Annotated in this window: 14 protein-coding genes and 4 pseudogenes; 7 read left to right on the forward strand and 11 right to left on the reverse strand. The window is 66.1% G+C overall.

The window, feature by feature from the left end; genetic code table 11:
• Positions 1-257: 257 nt before the first annotated feature.
• From KPL78_RS15975 to KPL78_RS15995, 5 genes and pseudogenes are all read right to left on the reverse strand, one after another.
• Positions 258-521: a tripartite tricarboxylate transporter substrate-binding protein gene (locus KPL78_RS15975; protein WP_219763972.1), complete on the reverse strand. Its 264-nt coding sequence runs from the start codon at positions 519-521 to the stop codon at positions 258-260.
• The gene (locus KPL78_RS15980; RefSeq protein ID WP_219763973.1) at positions 518-1081 is read right to left on the reverse strand and encodes an alpha-ketoglutarate-dependent dioxygenase AlkB; all 564 of its coding nucleotides are present in this window, start codon (positions 1079-1081) and stop codon (positions 518-520) included. Before KPL78_RS15980 ends, KPL78_RS15975 begins: the two co-directional genes overlap by 4 nt.
• Positions 1078-2331, reverse strand: coding sequence for a DUF763 domain-containing protein (locus KPL78_RS15985; RefSeq protein ID WP_369412767.1), 1254 nt, complete (start codon positions 2329-2331; stop codon positions 1078-1080). Before KPL78_RS15985 ends, KPL78_RS15980 begins: the two co-directional genes overlap by 4 nt.
• A complete protein-coding gene (gene dinB, locus KPL78_RS15990; RefSeq protein WP_219763974.1) occupies positions 2328-3407 on the reverse strand; it encodes a DNA polymerase IV in 1080 nt (359 codons plus the stop codon). The genes KPL78_RS15985 and dinB overlap by 4 nt, the downstream gene beginning before the upstream one ends.
• A gap of 285 nt (positions 3408-3692) precedes the next feature.
• Positions 3693-3875 (reverse strand): annotated as a pseudogene (locus KPL78_RS15995) (IS3 family transposase); the annotation flags it as partial.
• 171 nt (positions 3876-4046) lie between these two features.
• On the opposite strand from KPL78_RS15995, the gene KPL78_RS16000 reads away from it, so the two are divergent.
• The 5 genes from KPL78_RS16000 to KPL78_RS16020 are packed head-to-tail and all read left to right on the forward strand — an operon-like array spanning position 4047 to position 8980.
• Positions 4047-5390 (forward strand): aminotransferase-like domain-containing protein, encoded by a 1344-nt coding sequence (locus KPL78_RS16000; RefSeq protein ID WP_219763976.1) that lies wholly within the window; start codon positions 4047-4049, stop codon positions 5388-5390.
• Positions 5391-5407: 17 nt separating this feature from the next.
• Positions 5408-6412 (forward strand): carbon-nitrogen hydrolase family protein, encoded by a 1005-nt coding sequence (locus KPL78_RS16005; RefSeq protein WP_219763977.1) that lies wholly within the window; start codon positions 5408-5410, stop codon positions 6410-6412.
• Positions 6400-7815, forward strand: a complete 1416-nt coding sequence (locus KPL78_RS16010; RefSeq protein ID WP_219763978.1) for a cytochrome ubiquinol oxidase subunit I — start codon at positions 6400-6402, stop codon at positions 7813-7815. Before KPL78_RS16005 ends, KPL78_RS16010 begins: the two co-directional genes overlap by 13 nt.
• A gap of 14 nt (positions 7816-7829) precedes the next feature.
• Complete coding sequence (cydB, locus tag KPL78_RS16015) at positions 7830-8837, forward strand: cytochrome d ubiquinol oxidase subunit II (RefSeq protein ID WP_219763979.1); 1008 nt, start codon at positions 7830-7832, stop codon at positions 8835-8837.
• Positions 8837-8980, forward strand: coding sequence for a DUF2474 family protein (locus tag KPL78_RS16020; RefSeq protein WP_219763980.1), 144 nt, complete (start codon positions 8837-8839; stop codon positions 8978-8980). Before cydB ends, KPL78_RS16020 begins: the two co-directional genes overlap by 1 nt.
• Positions 8981-9073: 93 nt before the next feature.
• On the opposite strand, the pseudogene KPL78_RS16025 reads toward KPL78_RS16020, so the two are convergent.
• Positions 9074-9247 (reverse strand): annotated as a pseudogene (locus tag KPL78_RS16025) (integrase core domain-containing protein); the annotation flags it as partial.
• 143 nt (positions 9248-9390) lie between these two features.
• Between KPL78_RS16025 and KPL78_RS16030 the strand changes: the two are divergent.
• Entirely contained in the window at positions 9391-11457 is a 2067-nt protein-coding gene (locus KPL78_RS16030; RefSeq protein WP_219763982.1) for an ATP-dependent helicase, read from the forward strand.
• A gap of 58 nt (positions 11458-11515) precedes the next feature.
• Here KPL78_RS16030 and KPL78_RS16035 read toward each other — a convergent pair.
• Positions 11516-11668: pseudogene (locus tag KPL78_RS16035) on the reverse strand (Y-family DNA polymerase); the annotation flags it as partial.
• 173 nt (positions 11669-11841) lie between these two features.
• Here KPL78_RS16035 and KPL78_RS16040 point away from each other — a divergent pair.
• Positions 11842-13800 carry an alpha/beta hydrolase domain-containing protein gene (locus tag KPL78_RS16040; RefSeq protein WP_219763983.1) on the forward strand — a complete coding sequence of 653 codons (1959 nt, stop codon included), beginning with the start codon at positions 11842-11844 and terminating at the stop codon, positions 13798-13800.
• A 279-nt stretch (positions 13801-14079) separates the two neighbouring features.
• Here the strand turns inward: KPL78_RS16040 and KPL78_RS30830 are convergent.
• The 4 genes and pseudogenes from KPL78_RS30830 to KPL78_RS16060 form a co-directional block, all read right to left on the reverse strand.
• Positions 14080-14478, reverse strand: a pseudogene (locus tag KPL78_RS30830) (DUF1214 domain-containing protein); the annotation flags it as partial.
• Positions 14479-14681: 203 nt separating this feature from the next.
• Positions 14682-15041 carry a DUF1254 domain-containing protein gene (locus tag KPL78_RS16050; RefSeq protein ID WP_219763984.1) on the reverse strand — a complete coding sequence of 120 codons (360 nt, stop codon included), beginning with the start codon at positions 15039-15041 and terminating at the stop codon, positions 14682-14684.
• 157 nt (positions 15042-15198) lie between these two features.
• Positions 15199-16110, reverse strand: coding sequence for a DMT family transporter (locus KPL78_RS16055; RefSeq protein ID WP_219763985.1), 912 nt, complete (start codon positions 16108-16110; stop codon positions 15199-15201).
• 44 nt (positions 16111-16154) lie between these two features.
• Positions 16155-16316 (reverse strand): DUF1127 domain-containing protein, encoded by a 162-nt coding sequence (locus KPL78_RS16060; protein ID WP_219763986.1) that lies wholly within the window; start codon positions 16314-16316, stop codon positions 16155-16157.
• Positions 16317-16567 lie beyond the last annotated feature (251 nt).

Below are 16567 nucleotides of genomic sequence, written 5' to 3' on the forward strand. Positions count from 1 at the left end.
GGTTCGCGCCAGGCGCACCTCGGAGCACCTCCCCGAGAATCACGTGGATGGACATGCCGAGGTGGTCATCAGGGCGCGGTTGCTGGCCCTCTCCTGAACCACTGGCCCCAGCGGTCCGGGCGCGGCCTATCCGTCGCTCTTGAACGATACAACGGAGATACCGGAGATGCCCGGCAGTTCCGAGAAGACATTGGGAGGGCCCGGCTGCGTCGATGCGGTCCTGGGGTGATGGACAAGACCCCCAGACGCCGCCGCCACTATTGCGGTGTGATGTTGGCCGCGCGCACCAGCGCCGTCGTGCGCTCCGTCTCCTCGGCCAGGAAGGTCCGGAACTCGGCCGGCGTCATCGGCATCGTCGCCATGTCGAGTTCCCGATATTTCGCGACCGCCCCGGGTTGCCGGAGGGCGTCCAGGATGGTGGCGTTCATCCGTGCCGTGACTCCGGGCGGCAAGCCCGCGGGCCCGACGAAGCCGTACCACTCGGACCGCTCGAACCCCGGGTAGCCGGGCCGGGTACTCACGATGTCTGATCCGCGAGACTCCGAAAGGTGACCGACCAGCGCGGCCGGTTCATCTCGGCGATGCTGTGTTCCCAGTCGTGCCGGGCCTCGCCGCTGAGGTGATACGCCCCGCGTGGTTCAAGCGGCAAGTTGGCGCGCTCGAACCCCGCGCCGCGCCGCCGCCGGAAGCGCATGACCGCCGCTGCGCCAAGCGAAAGACCGACCACCTGGTTGAAGACGGGGCGATCCTTGTGCCAACCGATACCCGCGCCGGGGCCATAGCGGATCAGCAGTGCCTGGACCAGCGCCCCGACCGGCAACCCTGCGAAGCGCGCGGCGCGGTCGCGGAAGGGCCGCAGCCAAGCCGGCAGCGGTTCTCCCTGGCTCAGACGGCCGGCATCGAAGTCGTAGGTCCAGCCGAACGACGCCGTCAGCCGCTTCCCCTCCCATCCTTGGAATCGGAAGGGGGAAAGATCCATGGCGTCGATCGCCGCGATCAGGGCGCGCTCCTCCTCCGGCGTGACCAAGTCATCCTCGGTGGACAGCCCGGGCAGCACAGCCGTGCCGAAGAGATCCATCATCCGCCTGTCCCGACCTCATCCGGAGCAGGCTCCCAACCGAAGACGCTGCGCCCGCCGAAATCGTGCGACCGAGCGCGTTCCTCCGCGATGAGAGCAGCGACGGACGGGCCGGTCGCCGTCCGCTCGAGGCGCCGCGCCTGGTCGTCCAGCCGCTGAATCGCGGCCATTTCCTCGGCGCTTCCAAGCTTCGCCTTACGAACCGCCGACCTCATGACCGCGATGGTCCGGTCATAGACGCGTGTCGGCACCGGGAAGGGATGGCGATCCTTGCCGCCATGCGCGAGTGAGAAGCGCGCCGGGTCGGTAAAGCGGCAGGGCGCGCCATGCACCACTTCGGCGACCATCGCCAGCGCCCGGACGGTTCTCGCACCGACACCCGGCACCAGCAGCAGATCCGCGAAGTCCGTCGGCCCACTCGCCGCCGCCGCTGCAAGGGCGCCGTGGAGCCGGCGCTCGACCACATCCTCCGGGCGGACGTCGTGATGGGCCGGCATGACGAGATGCGGCAGCAATGGCTGCGGGCCGGCCGGCGCCGACCACCCCTCCATCCGCCGCAATTCGCGCAGGATGCCGTCCGGGCCGATCCCGCCGAGCAGGTCGAGTTGAACGCCGCGAGAGGCCGCTGCACGCAGGTCGGTCAGGTTCACAATCCGGCCCTGCCCTTCGCCCTCGATCGCCGCGTGCGGCGCATCGACGAAGCTTGCCATGCCCTCGGAGAGCCAATGGTAACGCCGGGCCTGCCGGCGCGCATCGCTCATGCCCTGCTGCACCACCACCCAGCGCCCGTCATCGGCCACGATGAAGGCGTGCAGGTAGAGATCGAAGCCATCCTGCACCGCCGCGCTGTCCACCTTCGCGACGAGGCGGCTCGCCCGGGCCAGCCCTTCCCCGTCCAGCCCCACGCGCTCGCCAACCGCAATCAGTTCGCTGGGCGTCTGCCGGCTGTGCCGCCCGCGGCCGCCGCAGACGGTCAGGCCGAGTTCCTTCGACAGCGGCGCAAGCCCCCGCTTCAGGGCGCCGATCACACTCGTCGTGATGCCCGACGAGTGCCAGTCCATGCCCATCACCGCACCGAAGGACTGGAACCAGAAGGGATGGGCCAGGCGCCGCAGCAGCTCATCGCGCCCATATTCCAGGATGATGGCCTCAACGATCACGGCACCCATCCGCGTCATGCGCTGGCCGAGCCAGGCCGGCACGTGGCCGCCATGAAGCGGCAAGTCGGCGCTGCCCGCCCGGTGCGCTGTCACATCGCCTCTGCGAAGAGCGGGAGGTCGCCAGGCTCACCGGTGTCGAAGTTCGAGACCGTCACGCCAACCAGCCGAACGCCCATGCGCGGTGGATAGATCGAGCGAACGAGGTCAAGGCTCGCCTGCCGCAACTGTCCCCGCGCGCCAAGTGCAGACGGATGGCTCCGGCTGCGCGTGATCTGCCGGAAATCCGCGAACTTGACCTTCACCGTTACGGTCCGCCCGAAGGCCTGGGCCTTCTCGCACCACGCCCAGACGTCGTCGGCCATCTGCAGCACGCCGGCCTCAATCCCGGCGGGATCTATCAGATCACGATCGAAGGTGGTTTCCGATCCGGAGGATTTGCGCGTTCGGTCGGGATCGACGGGGCGGTCGTCCTCGCCGCGGGCGATGGCGTGGTACCAGGCAGCGGCGTTGCCGAAATGCTGCTGCAGGAAAGCCATCGACTGCGCCCGGAGATCGGCGCCGGTCTCAATGCCGAGCGCCTGCATGCGTTTCGCCGTGACTGGGCCGACGCCGTGGAAGCGCCCGACCGGCAGCGTCTCCACCCAGGCTGGTCCCATCTCCGGCGTTACGGCGAACTGCCCGTCTGGCTTGCGCTGATCCGAGGCAAGCTTCGCCAGGAACTTGTTGTAGGAAATGCCGGCGGAGGCGGTCAGCCTTGTCTCCTCGTAGATGCGGGCGCGGATCTCCTTCGCAGTCGCCCAGGCGGTGGGCAGGCCGCGCCGGTTCCCCGTCACGTCGAGATAGGCCTCGTCCAGCGAGAGCGGCTGTATGAGCGGGGTGTAGTCCGCGAAGATCGCGTGGATCTGCCGCGACACGGCCCGATACACCTCGAAGCGCGGTGGGACGAAGACGAGTTCCGCACATTTGCGCTGGGCGGTAACCGAGGGCATCGCCGACCGGACGCCGAAGGCCCGCGCCTCATAGCTGGCCGCGGCCACCACACCACGGGCGGCGCCATGGCCGACCGCCACCGGGCGGCCGCGCAGCGCCGGGTCGTCGCGCTGTTCCACCGACGCGTAGAAGGCATCCATGTCGATGTGGATGATCTTGCGGGGCGCCTGCGTCTGCATTTCCTAAAGGCTAGCATGTCGAGAACGTATAGGGAACACGATAGTTTGTCGCCGAAAGCGGTTGCGACCGCGCTATCGGTTGATGAGGTGATGCGACGAACACACGGCTGAAGCGCCGCTCAGGCAGGTGCAGCCGGCAGCCCGTGTCACGAACGCGACGCCAAGACATGAGGCGATCACCGCAGCGACGGTCGTCCCTTCCGGCACCTCACCGAGCAGGGCGAATCCTCCCGCGCAGGCCGCTCCGGGACACAGGCTTCCGAAGGCCGCGGCTTACGAAGCACCGAGCCGCTTCACCTGGTTCAGCTTCAGACCAACGAACTCCGTCCGCCAGCGGTAGTAGGTCGGCTCGGTCACCCCGATCGTCCGCACGGCTTCGGTCACCGTCTTGCCCTGGCCGCTCAGCAACTCCGCCTGGCGCAGCTTCGCGACGATCTCCTCCGGCGCGTGCGCCTTCTTCCGCTCCATTCCACAAGCGGCGGACGGCTGGAACCGGGCCCCTAAGACCTCAGTCCGTTGTTCCAGCTTCAATCTTCGCTTTCCACCAAAAGCCATACATGATAGCTAAATTGTATGTTGAGAGGCCATACAATATGAGGGGACCATATGTGGAAGCCGAGGCTCGTTGAAACGGCCCGGATGAAATATCTGGGTATCGTCGAGGCATTGGAGGCGGACATCCGGTCTGGCCGGGTCGCTCGCGGTGACCGCCTCCCCGCCCAGAGGGCCATCGCCGAAACGCTCGGCGTCGATCTCACGACGGTCACGCGCGCGTTCAACGAGGCTCGCCGGCGCGGACTCGTCGCCGCCCAGGCCGGTCGCGGAACCTTCATCAGCGAGACCGTCGACGGGGACGCCGGCAGCCAGCCGCACGCCCTCATCGACCTCAGCATGAACATCCCCTCGCAGCCCTCCGCGGTCGACTTTCGCAAGATCTTTCCGACGGGTGTGGCAGGGGTGCTCGGCAGTCCGAAAGGCTTGCTCCATCTCCACTACCAGGAAAGCACCGGTTCCGAGCCCGACCGATCCGCGGCGGCGAGTTGGCTTGGGGCGCGTATCGATGGGGTGACGCCTGATCGCCTGGTCGTGACCGGGGGCGCGCAATGCGCTCTGTTCAGTGTGTGCGAACTGCTTCTTGGCCGGGGCGACGTGGTGGCCGCCGGGGCGATGACTTATCCGGGCCTCAAGGCGGTGGCGATGCAGAAGGGGCTGGTGGTGGAGCCTCTCGAGATGGACGAACACGGCATCATTCCCGAGGCGTTCGAAAAGGCCTGCCGCGAGCGTCGCCCCAAGGCGCTCTATGTCATTCCGACCATCGACAATCCGACCACGGCGACACTGCCCGAGGATCGCCGGCGCGCTTTGACGATGATCGCACGCAAACACGACGTAACGATCATCGAAGACGATCCATATGCGCCGCTTCGTCCCGATCGGACGACCGCGTTCGCTGAGCTCGCGCCGGACATCACCTGGCATATCGCCACGCTGTCGAAATGCGCGACGCCGGCCCTGCGGGTCGCCTATCTGATCGCGCCGTCGCCGAGCAAAGCGCTGCGGCTGGCCGGCGTCCTTCGCGCGACGATCCTGATGGCGCCGCCTCTCATGTCGGCCCTTGCGAGCCGTTGGATCTCCGAGGGCTCTCTCGATGAGGTCGCGAAGTCAATCGCGGCCGAGAACGCGGAGCGCCAGAAACTGGCGTCATCGATCCTCAGCGGATTGAAGTTTTTCGCGGACCCCTTCGGCCATCATCTCTGGCTCCCGCTGCCCAATCATTGGCGGGCTCCCGATTTCGCAGAACATGCCGATCGCGCAGGTGTTTCTATCGTGCCGAGCGCTGCGTTCGCCACCGTGTCCTATCCAATCGAGGCCGTCAGGATCTCGCTGGGCGTAGCGCCCGATCGTGGAGACCTGGAAGACGGCCTCACGCTGCTCGCAAACCTGATCTCGCAGCCATCTCTTGGCTCGAAAGCCGTGGTGTAGCCTCGAAGGATCTCCCGATGTCCACAACAATCAAGGCGGCTGTTGTTCAGGCCGCGCCCGTTCTCTTCGATACGCGCAAGACCGTGTCCAAGCTCGCTGACCTCGCGCGCGATGCGGCCGAAAAGGGGGCTGACCTTGTGGTCTTTCCTGAGGCGTTCGTGGGCGGTTATCCCAAAGGGCTCGATTTCGGCGCACGACTGGGAATGCGCAGCCCGGAAGGACGTGAGGAGTTTCGGCGCTATTTTGAGAGCGCGATCGAGCTCGGCGGGCCGCATGCGAACCGCCTCGGCGAAATTGCACGCGACAACGGGATCCACCTTGTCGTCGGCGTCATCGAACGGGACGGCGGGACGCTCTATTGCACTGCCTTGACCTACGCGCCCTCTGGCAAGCTGATCTCCAAGCATCGAAAGCTCATGCCGACGGCGCTCGAGCGTCTCGTCTGGGGCTTTGGTGACGGCTCGACTCTCGGCGTGGTCAACACGCCTCTCGGCCGGATCGGCAGCGTCATTTGCTGGGAAAACTATATGCCGCTGCTACGCGCGGCGATGTATGCCCAGGGCGTTGAGCTCTACTGTGCGCCGACCGTGGACGACCGCGACACTTGGCTGCCGACGATGCGGATGATCGCGTTGGAAGGACGCTGCTTCGTCATTTCGGCCTGCCAGTATCTGACACGGGCCGATGGCCCGGCCAATTACTCGCCAATCCAAGGCGACGATCCGGGAACCGTGCTGATCCGGGGCGGTTCCTGCATCGTCGACCCCCTGGGCAACATCCTCGTTGAGCCCGACTTCAGCGGCGAAACCATCCAAATCGCCGAGATCGATCGGCGCATCATCGCGCGCGGAAAGTATGATCTCGACGTCGTCGGCCATTATGCGCGCCCGGATGTGTTCCGCCTTTCCGTCGACACACGCGCCAAATCGGCGGTCGCGTTCGAGAACGCAGCGCATTCGCCCATCGATCTCGACAAGGTCGATGGGCCTGAGCCGAAGGACCTCGCATCATGTTTGGACTGACCGCTCTCGAATTGGCGCGGATCCAGTTCGGTTTCACGGTTTCGTTCCACATCATCTTCCCGGCGATCACGATCGGGCTCGCGAGCTATCTGGCCGTTCTTGAAGGTCTTTGGCTCTGGAAGAAAGACACGGTTTATCGCGACCTCTATCATTTCTGGTCTAAGATTTTTGCCGTGAACTTCGCCATGGGCGTCGTGTCAGGTCTCGTCATGGCGTACCAGTTCGGCACCAACTGGAGTTACTTCTCGGGCTTCGCCGGATCGATAACCGGCCCTCTTCTCGCCTATGAAGTCCTTACCGCCTTCTTCCTCGAAGCCGGCTTTCTCGGCGTGATGCTCTTCGGCTGGAACAAGGTGGGCCCGGGGCTGCATTTCTTCTCGACCATCATGGTGGCGATCGGCACGCTGATCTCCGCGACCTGGATTCTGGCGTCGAACAGTTGGATGCAGACCCCGCAGGGCTTTGAGATCGTCAACAATGTCGTCGTCCCGGTGAATTGGTTCGAAGTGATCTTCAATCCATCCTTCCCGTATCGCCTGGTGCATATGACGGTCGCAGCTTTTCTGGCGACAGCGCTCTTCGTCGGCGCGTCGGGCGCATGGCATCTCCTGCGTGGACGCAAGGATGCACACGTCCGCACGATGTTCTCGATGGCTATGTGGATGGTGCTGATCGTCACGCCGCTGCAGATCGTCATCGGTGATCTCCATGGCCTCAACACGCTCGAGCACCAGCCCGCCAAGGTCGCCGCGATGGAAGGTCATTGGCGGAGCGAACCCGGCGCGGGCGTGCCGCTGATCCTCTTTGGCTGGCCGGACATGGAAGCTGAAGAGACGCGCTACCGCATCGAGATTCCCAGGCTCGGCAGCCTTATTCTGACGCACAGCCTGGACGGACAATATCGGGGGCTGAGCGAGTTCGCCCGCGAAGACCGGCCGAATTCGACAGTCGTGTTCTGGTCATTCCGCATCATGGTCGGCCTCGGCATGTTGATGCTTCTGATCGGCCTCTGGAGCGTGTGGCTGCGCTGGCGCAGGACCCTCTATGAGCGGACTTGGTTCCTCCGTTTCGCGACATGGATGGGACCCTCCGGACTGATCGCGATCTTGGCCGGATGGTACACGACGGAAATCGGCCGCCAGCCTTGGGTCGTCTATGGCGTCATGCGAACCAAGGATGCGGTCTCGAACCATTCGGCGCTCGCGCTGTCGACGACGCTCATCGTATTCATGGTGATGTATTTCGCGGTGTTCGGCACCGGCGTCAGCTACATGCTCAAGCTCGTCGCGAAGGGACCAGGCCACAGCGAGGACGATAACGCGCCGCATGAGCCCGGTCAGTCGCAGCGACCGGCCCGTCCCCTGTCCGCCGCGCCCGACGACGTCGATCCGGCTCGGGGCTGAGGAGGAAAAGCACCATGGGTATCGACCTCCCTCTGCTTTGGGCTGTCATCATCGGCTTCGGATTGATGATGTATGTCATCATGGACGGCTTCGATCTCGGGATCGGCATCCTGTTTCCGTTCGTTCGCGACCGCGAGGAGCGCGACGTCATGATCAATAGCGTTGCGCCAGTCTGGGACGGGAACGAGACTTGGCTGGTGCTCGGCGGCGCGGCTCTGCTGGCGGCGTTTCCACTGGCCTATGCCGTGATCCTGAGTGCGCTCTATCTCCCGTTGATGCTCATGCTCGCGGGCCTGATCTGGCGCGGTGTGGCCTTCGAGTTCCGGTTCAAGGCGGACGAAAGCCACAAGCCGTTCTGGGACAAAGCCTTCATCTGGGGCTCCTACATCGCCACGTTCTCACAGGGGCTGGCGTTGGGCGCCTTCATCAACGGTTTCGACGTCAGAGACGGCGCTTATGCCGGCGGGCTGTTCGACTGGCTCAGCCCGTTCAGTCTGTTCACGGGCCTTGGGATGGTGGTCGCTTACGCCTTGCTGGGCACAACTTGGCTGGTAATGAAGACCGAAGGACGCCTTCAGCGACATATGCGGCAACTCGGACGACCGATCACTCTCGCTGTTCTCGCGACGATCGTAATCGTGAGCCTGTGGACACCCTTCGCGCACCCCGACATCGCAGCACGCTGGTTCGCCCTGCCCAACCTGTTCTTCTTCGCTCCGGTGCCGTTGCTTGTTGTCCTGGCGACGTGGCTGCTTCTGAAAACGCTTGCCAGCGAGACGCACGCCGCGCCGTTCATCCTCTCGCTGGCGCTGTTGTTCCTTGGCTACTCGGGTCTGGCGATCAGCCTTTGGCCGAACATCATTCCGCCGGCCATCTCAATCTGGGAGGCGGCGTCGCCGCCTCAAAGTCTCGGCTTCGCGCTCGTGGGCGCCCTGTTCATCATCCCCTTCATCCTCGCCTACACCGCGTGGTCCTACTACGTGTTTCGCGGAAAGGTGAAAGTGGGCGAAGGATATCACTAGTGTCCGATGCGTCTCGCGATCGAAAGCCCTGGTTACGTCGGGGTGGCTGGTTCGTCCTGATCTGGCTCGTCAGCGTGCTGGCGCTTGCCGTCGTAGCCGTTGTCTTTCGGCTTCTCATGAACCTGACCGGAATGACAGTCTGATCGTCAACGAACCAAGGGGCCAGCGCGGCGTTTCGCGGTGGCACCTGAGATTTCTGACCAGCCCTGGTCCTGACCCCAACTCAGGTCCGTGGCCTAGGCAACTTCTCGGGCCTGTTGAGCCTGCTCGGCGAACGCCCGCGGGGTCAAGTTGAGTAGTGACCCATGCGGCCGCTCCTCGTTGTACTCGCGTCGCCAGGCGTCCAGCCGCTGCCGTGCATCGGCCAGCGATAGGAACCACGAGGCGTTCAAGCATTGGCTATGTGGCCTTCGGACGCCCGCTGCTGGGCAGAAGATTTTCAGGTGGCAGGCAACCGGGCCAGCCGACGTGCTCAGAGCGCTCAACGCGAGACGCGTATTGCGAACAAAACGGGAAACTGAGAGACTTATCGGCCCATGTCACGATTCCCGCCATGACTGCGGCCTACCTTGAGCGACTGAATCCGGAGCAGCGTCGCGCGGTGGAACATGGGCTGGGCGAGGCCGACCGATTTCCCGGCCCGCTGCTGGTCATCGCCGGCGCCGGTTCCGGCAAGACCAACACCATCGCGCATCGCGTGGCGCATCTCCTAGTCAATGGCGCTGATCCAGAGCGCATCCTGCTGATGACCTTCTCCCGCCGGGCGGCAAGTGACCTCACGCGTCGCGCCGAAGCGATCGGCAGGCAAGCGATGGGGGAACGCGCCGGCATTCTCGCCGCGGGCCTGCCGTGGGCGGGAACCTTCCATAGCATCGGTGTCCGGCTGCTGCGCGACTATGCAGGCCAGATCGGCCTGATGCCGGACTTCTCGATCCACGATCGTGAAGATTCCGCCGACCTGATGAACCTGACCCGCGACGACCTCGGCTATTCGCGGATGGAGCGCAGGTTCCCAACCAAGGCAACCTGCCTCGAGATCTATTCTCGTGTGGTCAACAGCGGCGCCGCTTTGGCCGATGTGCTCAAGGAGGCGTTTCCCTGGTGTGCGTCCTGGGAGGGCGAGCTCCGGGCGCTTTTCGCGGCCTATGTCGAGGCGAAGCAGGCGCAGGGCGTGCTCGATTTCGACGACCTGCTGCTCTACTGGGCGCGGATGCAGGCCGATCCGGACCTGGCAGCGGAGATTGGCGGTCGCTTCGATCACGTGCTGGTCGATGAGTACCAGGACACCAATCGCCTGCAGGCCAGCATCCTGTTGACGATGAAGCCGGATGGGCGCGGCCTGACTGTGGTCGGCGATGATGCGCAATCGATCTACGCCTTCCGTGCTGCCACGGTGCGCAACATCCTCGACTTTCCGGCGGCCTTCGATCCACCGGCCGAGACTATCACGCTCGATCGCAACTACCGTTCGACGAGACCGATCCTCGATGCCGCGAACGCCGTCATCGGTCTTGCGAAGGAAAGGTTCACGAAGAACCTGTGGACGGATCGCGCAGGAACGCAGCGGCCGGAACTGGTGACCGTCCGCGACGACGTGGAGCAGGCACGCTTCATCGCGACGCAGGTGCTGGAGAACCGCGAGGCCGGCGCGACATTGAGGCAGCAGGCCGTGCTGTTCCGCACGGCGAGCCACAGCGCGGTGCTGGAGGTCGAGCTGACGCGGCGACGCATCCCCTTCGTGAAGTTCGGCGGGCTGAAGTTCCTGGACAGCGCGCATGTGAAGGATGTGCTGGCGCTGCTGCGCTTCGTGCAGAATCCGCGCGACCTCGTGGCCGGCTTTCGCGTCATGCTGCTGGTGCCGGGCGTGGGGCCGGCGACAGCGCGGCGCGCCCTGGCGGCGATGAGCATGGCGGCTGAACCGATCGGCGCACTAGCTGCCTTCCCCACGCCGCCACGCATCGGCGGGGAATGGCAGGGTTTCGTCGCGCTGCTGGTGGCGCTCCGTGGGCGTGGGACGGCATGGCCGGCGGAGCTCGACATCCTGCGGCAGTGGTATGAGCCGATCCTGGACCGCCAGCACGACGACGCATCGACGCGGCTTGCGGATCTGCTGCAGCTGCAGGGTATCGCCGCGGGGTATCCGTCGCGCGAGCGGTTCCTGACGGAACTGACCCTCGATCCGCCGGCGGCGACTAGCGATGAGTCGGGCGTCCCGTCACTCGACAACGACTATCTGATCCTGTCGACGATCCATTCGGCTAAGGGGCGGGAGTGGCGGTCGGTCTTCGTGCTGAACGCGGTCGATGGCTGCATGCCATCGGATCTCGGCACCGGCACGACGGCGGATATCGAGGAAGAGCGCCGACTACTCTATGTCGCGATGACGCGGGCAAGGGACAGCCTGCACCTGATCCTGCCGCAGCGCTTCTACACGCATGCACAGCGCGCTAAGGGCGATCGGCACGTCTATGCGTCACGGACCCGCTTCATTCCGCGCGAGATCCTCGACCACTTCGACTATGTGAGTTGGCCAGGAAGCCGGCACGCCGTGCCTACCGCCCAGCCCGCCGCCGCCCCGCGCATCGATATCGCCGCCCAGATGCGCGGCATGTGGCGGTGAGACGGCGCGGCCGCTATGGCGCTGCGGAAGGTCACCGACCAGCGTGGCCGGTCCATCTCGGCAATGCTGTGTTCCAATTCATGGCAGGCATCGCCGACCGGACGCCGAACGCCCGCGCCTCGTAGCTCGCGGCGGCCACCGCGCCACGGGCGGCGCCATGGCCGACCGCCACCGGGCGGCCGCGCAGCGATGGATCGTCGCGCTGTTCCACCGACGCTTAGAAAGCGTTCATGTCTGTGTGGATGATCTTGCGAGCCGGGCGCTCCATCCATGGCATGCTAGTCCATCCGGAACGTACAGTGAACAACTCAGGGGCAAATAACCCCTTTGCCCTTCCGTTGTTGGCACTTGCGGCCTAGCTTCGTCCGACGGAGGAACGATCCCATGCACATCCGAACTGCCGCGCTGGCCGTGGCCGGCCTTAGCATGCTGTCGGCGCCGCCGCGCGCTGAGGTCACGCGCTTCGAGGTGGCCGGCGCTCCGGAGATCGTCTTCGAAGGCCGATCCTTCGGCGAGGTAGGGCGCTATGAGCGTATCGCGGCCCGCGCCACCATCGCCTTGGACCCGGCCGATCCGCGCAATGCGCTGATTGCCGACATCGCTCTTGCGCCACGCAATGCGCAGGGCCGAGTGGAGGCCGTCACCGAGGTCGTCGTGCTGCGCCCCGCCCAGGCCTTCCGCGGCAATGGCACCTTGATGGTCGAGGCGCCGAACCGCGGCCGGGAGCTCGCAGGCCAGCTCTACAATGACGGCGCCGCCAATGGGCTGATGAGCGGGCGCGATGCCGGCAACGGTTTCCTGCTGCGTCAGGGCCTCACCCTGGTCTGGGTCGGCTGGCAGGCTGATATTCCCCCCGGTGAGGGACGCGGCGCGGGGCTGCGGCTGGAGGCACCCGTGGTGCCGAATATCACCGGCGTCTCGCGCGAGGAGTTCCTCTTCGACAACACGACCAGCCCGGTCACTGTGACGCTCACCTATCCCGCGGCAAGCGAGCAAGGCGCGACGCTCACCGTGCGCGGGCGCTTCGAGGATGCGCGGCAGACGCCGCCGGGACTGTCCTTCCGCTTCGTCGATCCGCGGCGGATCGAGATTGCGCGGCCGCCCGGCTTCGATGCCGGTGCGCTGTACGAATTCACCTACACGGCGCGCGATCCGGTGGTGCAGGGGATGGCCTTCGCCGCCATGCGCGACGTCGGCTCCTTCCTGATGCGGGAACGCGGCGCAGCCAATCCGCTGGCAGCGGATGGTCGGGTCACGGTGGACCGTGCCGTGCTGCACGGCGTTTCGCAGTCGGGTCGCTTCGTGCGGGACTACCTCTATCTCGGCTTCAACGAGGATGAGCGCGGCCGGCGTGTCTATGACGCGATGCTGCCGCACATCCCGGGCACGCGACGCACCTTCACCAATGCCCGCTTCGCCCAGCCAGGCCGTAATCCGACACCGCATGGCGACAGGCTCTATCCGGCCGATCAGTTCCCCTTCACCTACGCGGTCACGGAAGATCACCTGACCGGGCGGCGGGATGGGCTGCTGCTGCGTTGCCGCCTGTCCAACACCTGCCCGTTGGTGATGCAGACGGACAGCGAATACGAGTTCTGGGGCGCGCGCGCTTCCCTGCTCGTGACCGATACGCGCGGCAATCACATCGATCTGCCGCCCGAGGTCCGCGCCTATGCCATGATCGGGCATCCGCATTTCGCGCTGGCGACTGCGACAGCCTCGCGCATCGACCGCTGCGCGTTGCCGGTAAATCCGCTGCACGCGGGTGCGCCTTCGCGGGCATTGCTGGTCGCCATGGAAGCCTGGATGCGCGAGGGCGTCGAACCGCCAGCCACCCGTTACCCCATGCGTAGTCAGGGAACGCTGGTGCCGGCGGAAGGTCTCTACGCCGGGATCGCGGCGCTCGGCTATCGGGGGGCCTATGGTCCGGCGCAACTTGTGGACAACAGCGTCATGCCGCCAGCCGTGCGTGGCGAGTACACGGTGCTGCTGCCGCGTGTGGATGCGGACGGCAACGCGATAGGAGGTGTCCGCAGCGTGGTGGTCGAGGTGCCGCGGGCGACCTACACGGGCTGGAATCAGCGTAGCGAAGGCTTCGCACCGGGAGCCCTCTGCTACAATACCGGCGCGGTGCTGCCTTTTGCCGCCACCCGCGCCGAACGCGATGCGGCGCGCGACCCGCGGCTGTCTATTGAGGAGCGTTATGCGTCGCAGGACGACTACGCTGCCGCCGTACGCCGGGCCGCAGAGCGTCTGGTCGTCGAACGGCTGATGCTGGCGGAAGACGTTGATGCGGTCGTCTCGTCCGCGCGAGCCGATACTCTTGCGAGGCTGCGTCGATAGGATTTGCACACGGCCGCGACGCGACGGTCGGCGTGCGCCTCGATGTTGAGGCGGATCGCCGGTCATCGGCTCCGACGGATTCTTCAAGCTTCCTGGCTGCTCCGTGCCCAAGCCGCTCGTCGGTCCGACGTCACACATGAACCGAAAGCGGCCGCGGCGTAGGAAACACGGCAGCTCTCCAAGGCCACGTGCTTGGCCTATCCCGCGTGTCAGCCAGGCGACCTGCTCGATCTCACCCGGCCGCCACGTCTCGGTAGAGAACGCCTCCAGCGGGCTGTAGAGCCGGAGGGTGGTGAACCAACCCTTGCCCGGTGTCGTCTGTATCCAGTTGCCGCGGGCAACACCGGTCGGCTGCGTCGGCGCGAAGCGGATCACCGTGCTGCCGTCCGGGTCCGCCGTGGCGGCCGGTGACGGGAAAGACTGGCTGCCGGCCCGCGGATAGCGCTGCGGCGTGTCAAGCATGGAACGGGTCTGGTTGTCGTAGACGGTGAAGGACCAGAACTTCGCATCCGGGATCTCCTTCAGCAGCGTCACCCGATAGTGCTTCGCCCCATCGAAGGGGTGCTTCGCCGCATCCTGAAAGGCCGGCAGGTACTGCGACCCGATGCCCGGCAGGCGCATCGACATCGCGGGCGTGATGCCCGTGATGCCGTAGAGGAACATGCTCCGGATGTTCATCGTGCGGTAGCCGGTGGGCTGGTGCACGCGCACACCCTCGCGCCTGCGAGGAACTCGGCGATGGACGTCCCCGTGCCGCCAGGCTGATAGCGGTAGATCCTGGTGTGGCGCTTGATGACCGCAACCGCCGGCCGCGGGTTGTTGTCGACCATGAAGGAACGGCCGAGGAGCAGCACCCGCGTGGTGCGGGCGCGGGCGACGTACTAGCCCCCTTCGGGCACGATCCCGTCATAGCCGGGCGGCAGAGGCAGATACTTCCCGCCCAGGCCGCGATCCGGGCCGGGCGCGCCGAAATCGATCACCCACCGCCACCAGTAGTCGTCGATGGTGCCGAGCGCCTCGGGCGGCGTCTCCAGGACCATCGGCCCGTTCGACAGGTCGATCATGCCGACGCAGTAGACCGTGTCGGCATTCGCGGTCAGGAACAGGGACTTCGCGTCCATCAGCTCCGAGAAGATCAGGATCTTGTTGTCCTTGACGCCGATGTCGCGAAAGCCATGGCGGATGGCCCGTGCATTGACGCCCAGGAAGGTGTTGACGAAGGCGTGCGAAGGCACGCGCACGGTCGAGGTTTCCGTAGGCGCACCATTCTCCTCCCCCGTCATCGCACTGGCCTCCGCTGTCTGATCGGAGCGTTACGATTCAATGGGCCGCAGGCGATTGCCGAGACATTCCTGCATCATGGGCGCGCGCCAAGCCAGCTTGACGCGCGCTCACCGGTCATGCCGCCGCTCGGTGGTGCGCCCCCGCCCCGTCAGAACTCCGCGCGAGCAGCACGACACCGAGACAGGCGGCGATTACCGCCATCAGCGACAAACCGTCCGGCACCTCGCCAAGCAGGGCGAAGCCGCCCGCGCAGGCTGCCCCGGGGCTGAGACTGCCGAAGGCCGCCGCCTGCGATGCGCCCAGCCGCCGCACCGCCGCCGCGAAGGCAACCGGAGCCAGGATGCCAGACCCCAGGCCCTGGAAAGCCGCCTGCATGACGACGTCGCGCAGAGGGACCGCCAGCACGCCGGCCTCCATCCCGAACACATAGAGCGGACCAAGCCCGGCGATCGATCCGGCACTGACGAAAGCGGCCGCCTCCCACGCGCCGATGCCGCTGCGCCGCAGCGCGATGGTGTACCCCGCGGCAAGCAGTGCCGCGAGCAAGAGCAGCAGGTAGCCGGCCGGGTCTGCTGCCGTGCCGCCCATGATCGCGGGCAGCACGATCACCGCCACGGCCGCGCCGATCATCGCGAGCCCGGCCAGGCGCAGCGGGCGCATGCGCTCGCCCATCAGCAGGGAGACGAGCACGACGCAGAGCGGCACCGTTCCCGGCAGCAGCGCGCCCGCTTCGGCCGCGCCGGCGATGCTGAGGCCGCGCCCCGCGACGAGCACGAACGGCGCACCGCCACCCGCGAGCAGCAGGGCGAGCAGCCAGGGCGAGACCTGACGCAGGCGCGGCCAGGCACGGCGCAGCACCGGCAGCAACAGTAGCGCGGGCCCGGCGAAGCGCAGCATGGCGATGTCGGTCGGGCCGAGCGACGCATCGCCGGACACGGCGAGACGCGTGACGGCGATGGCCCCGCCCCAGATGGTGGCCGCTGAAAGCCCGGCCGCGATGCCGAGCGGAGAGAATGTGGTCGTCATGTCGGATGCCTCCGGTGTGCCCGACGGCGGGAGACGCGGGCGCGTCAGTCCCGCCACCAGGGCTTGTTGGCTTCCGCCGCGGCGATGCCCCGCGAGATGCCGATGTCCTTAAGCAGCCGCTCATCCATCTCGAGCAGCAGCTTCCGCCCACGCGCGCGTTCCCGGATGCGCGCGAAGCCGTCGATCAGCGTTCCGATGGTGGTCATGGAAAGTGTTCCTTCCGTTGCATGCCGCCGACACGACCGTCGTGCGGTGCAAGGACTCTGCGGCGCCGCGCCGCGCGGCGCTTGGTGCCGCGCTTGCGGGCGTCTGAAGAATTGCTTGAGCCTTCCGTACCTCTCGTGACCTGGCGCACTCGACTGTTGAGCCGGGGCGGGCGAGTGACGGATACTCAGTAGGTCGCGGTGTGGCCGCGACCCTGCATGGCGACCGGGATGCCGCCGCGACGGGGCGGCAT

It is taken from the genome of Roseomonas alba, assembly GCF_019430885.1.
Classification (GTDB): domain Bacteria; phylum Pseudomonadota; class Alphaproteobacteria; order Acetobacterales; family Acetobacteraceae; genus Neoroseomonas; species Neoroseomonas alba.

Coding starts and splice junctions, on each gene's coding strand:
- KPL78_RS15980 (WP_219763973.1), bottom strand. CDS start 1,081: ATGATGGATCTCTTCGGCACGGCTGTGCTGCCCGGGCTGTCCACCGAG.
- dinB (WP_219763974.1), bottom strand. CDS start 3,407: ATGCAGACGCAGGCGCCCCGCAAGATCATCCACATCGACATGGATGCC.
- KPL78_RS16000 (WP_219763976.1), top strand. CDS start 4,047: ATGAAATATCTGGGTATCGTCGAGGCATTGGAGGCGGACATCCGGTCT.
- KPL78_RS16005 (WP_219763977.1), top strand. CDS start 5,408: ATGTCCACAACAATCAAGGCGGCTGTTGTTCAGGCCGCGCCCGTTCTC.
- KPL78_RS16010 (WP_219763978.1), top strand. CDS start 6,400: ATGTTTGGACTGACCGCTCTCGAATTGGCGCGGATCCAGTTCGGTTTC.
- cydB (WP_219763979.1), top strand. CDS start 7,830: ATGGGTATCGACCTCCCTCTGCTTTGGGCTGTCATCATCGGCTTCGGA.
- KPL78_RS16030 (WP_219763982.1), top strand. CDS start 9,391: ATGACTGCGGCCTACCTTGAGCGACTGAATCCGGAGCAGCGTCGCGCG.
- KPL78_RS16040 (WP_219763983.1), top strand. CDS start 11,842: ATGCACATCCGAACTGCCGCGCTGGCCGTGGCCGGCCTTAGCATGCTG.
- KPL78_RS16055 (WP_219763985.1), bottom strand. CDS start 16,110: ATGACGACCACATTCTCTCCGCTCGGCATCGCGGCCGGGCTTTCAGCG.
- KPL78_RS16060 (WP_219763986.1), bottom strand. CDS start 16,316: ATGACCACCATCGGAACGCTGATCGACGGCTTCGCGCGCATCCGGGAA.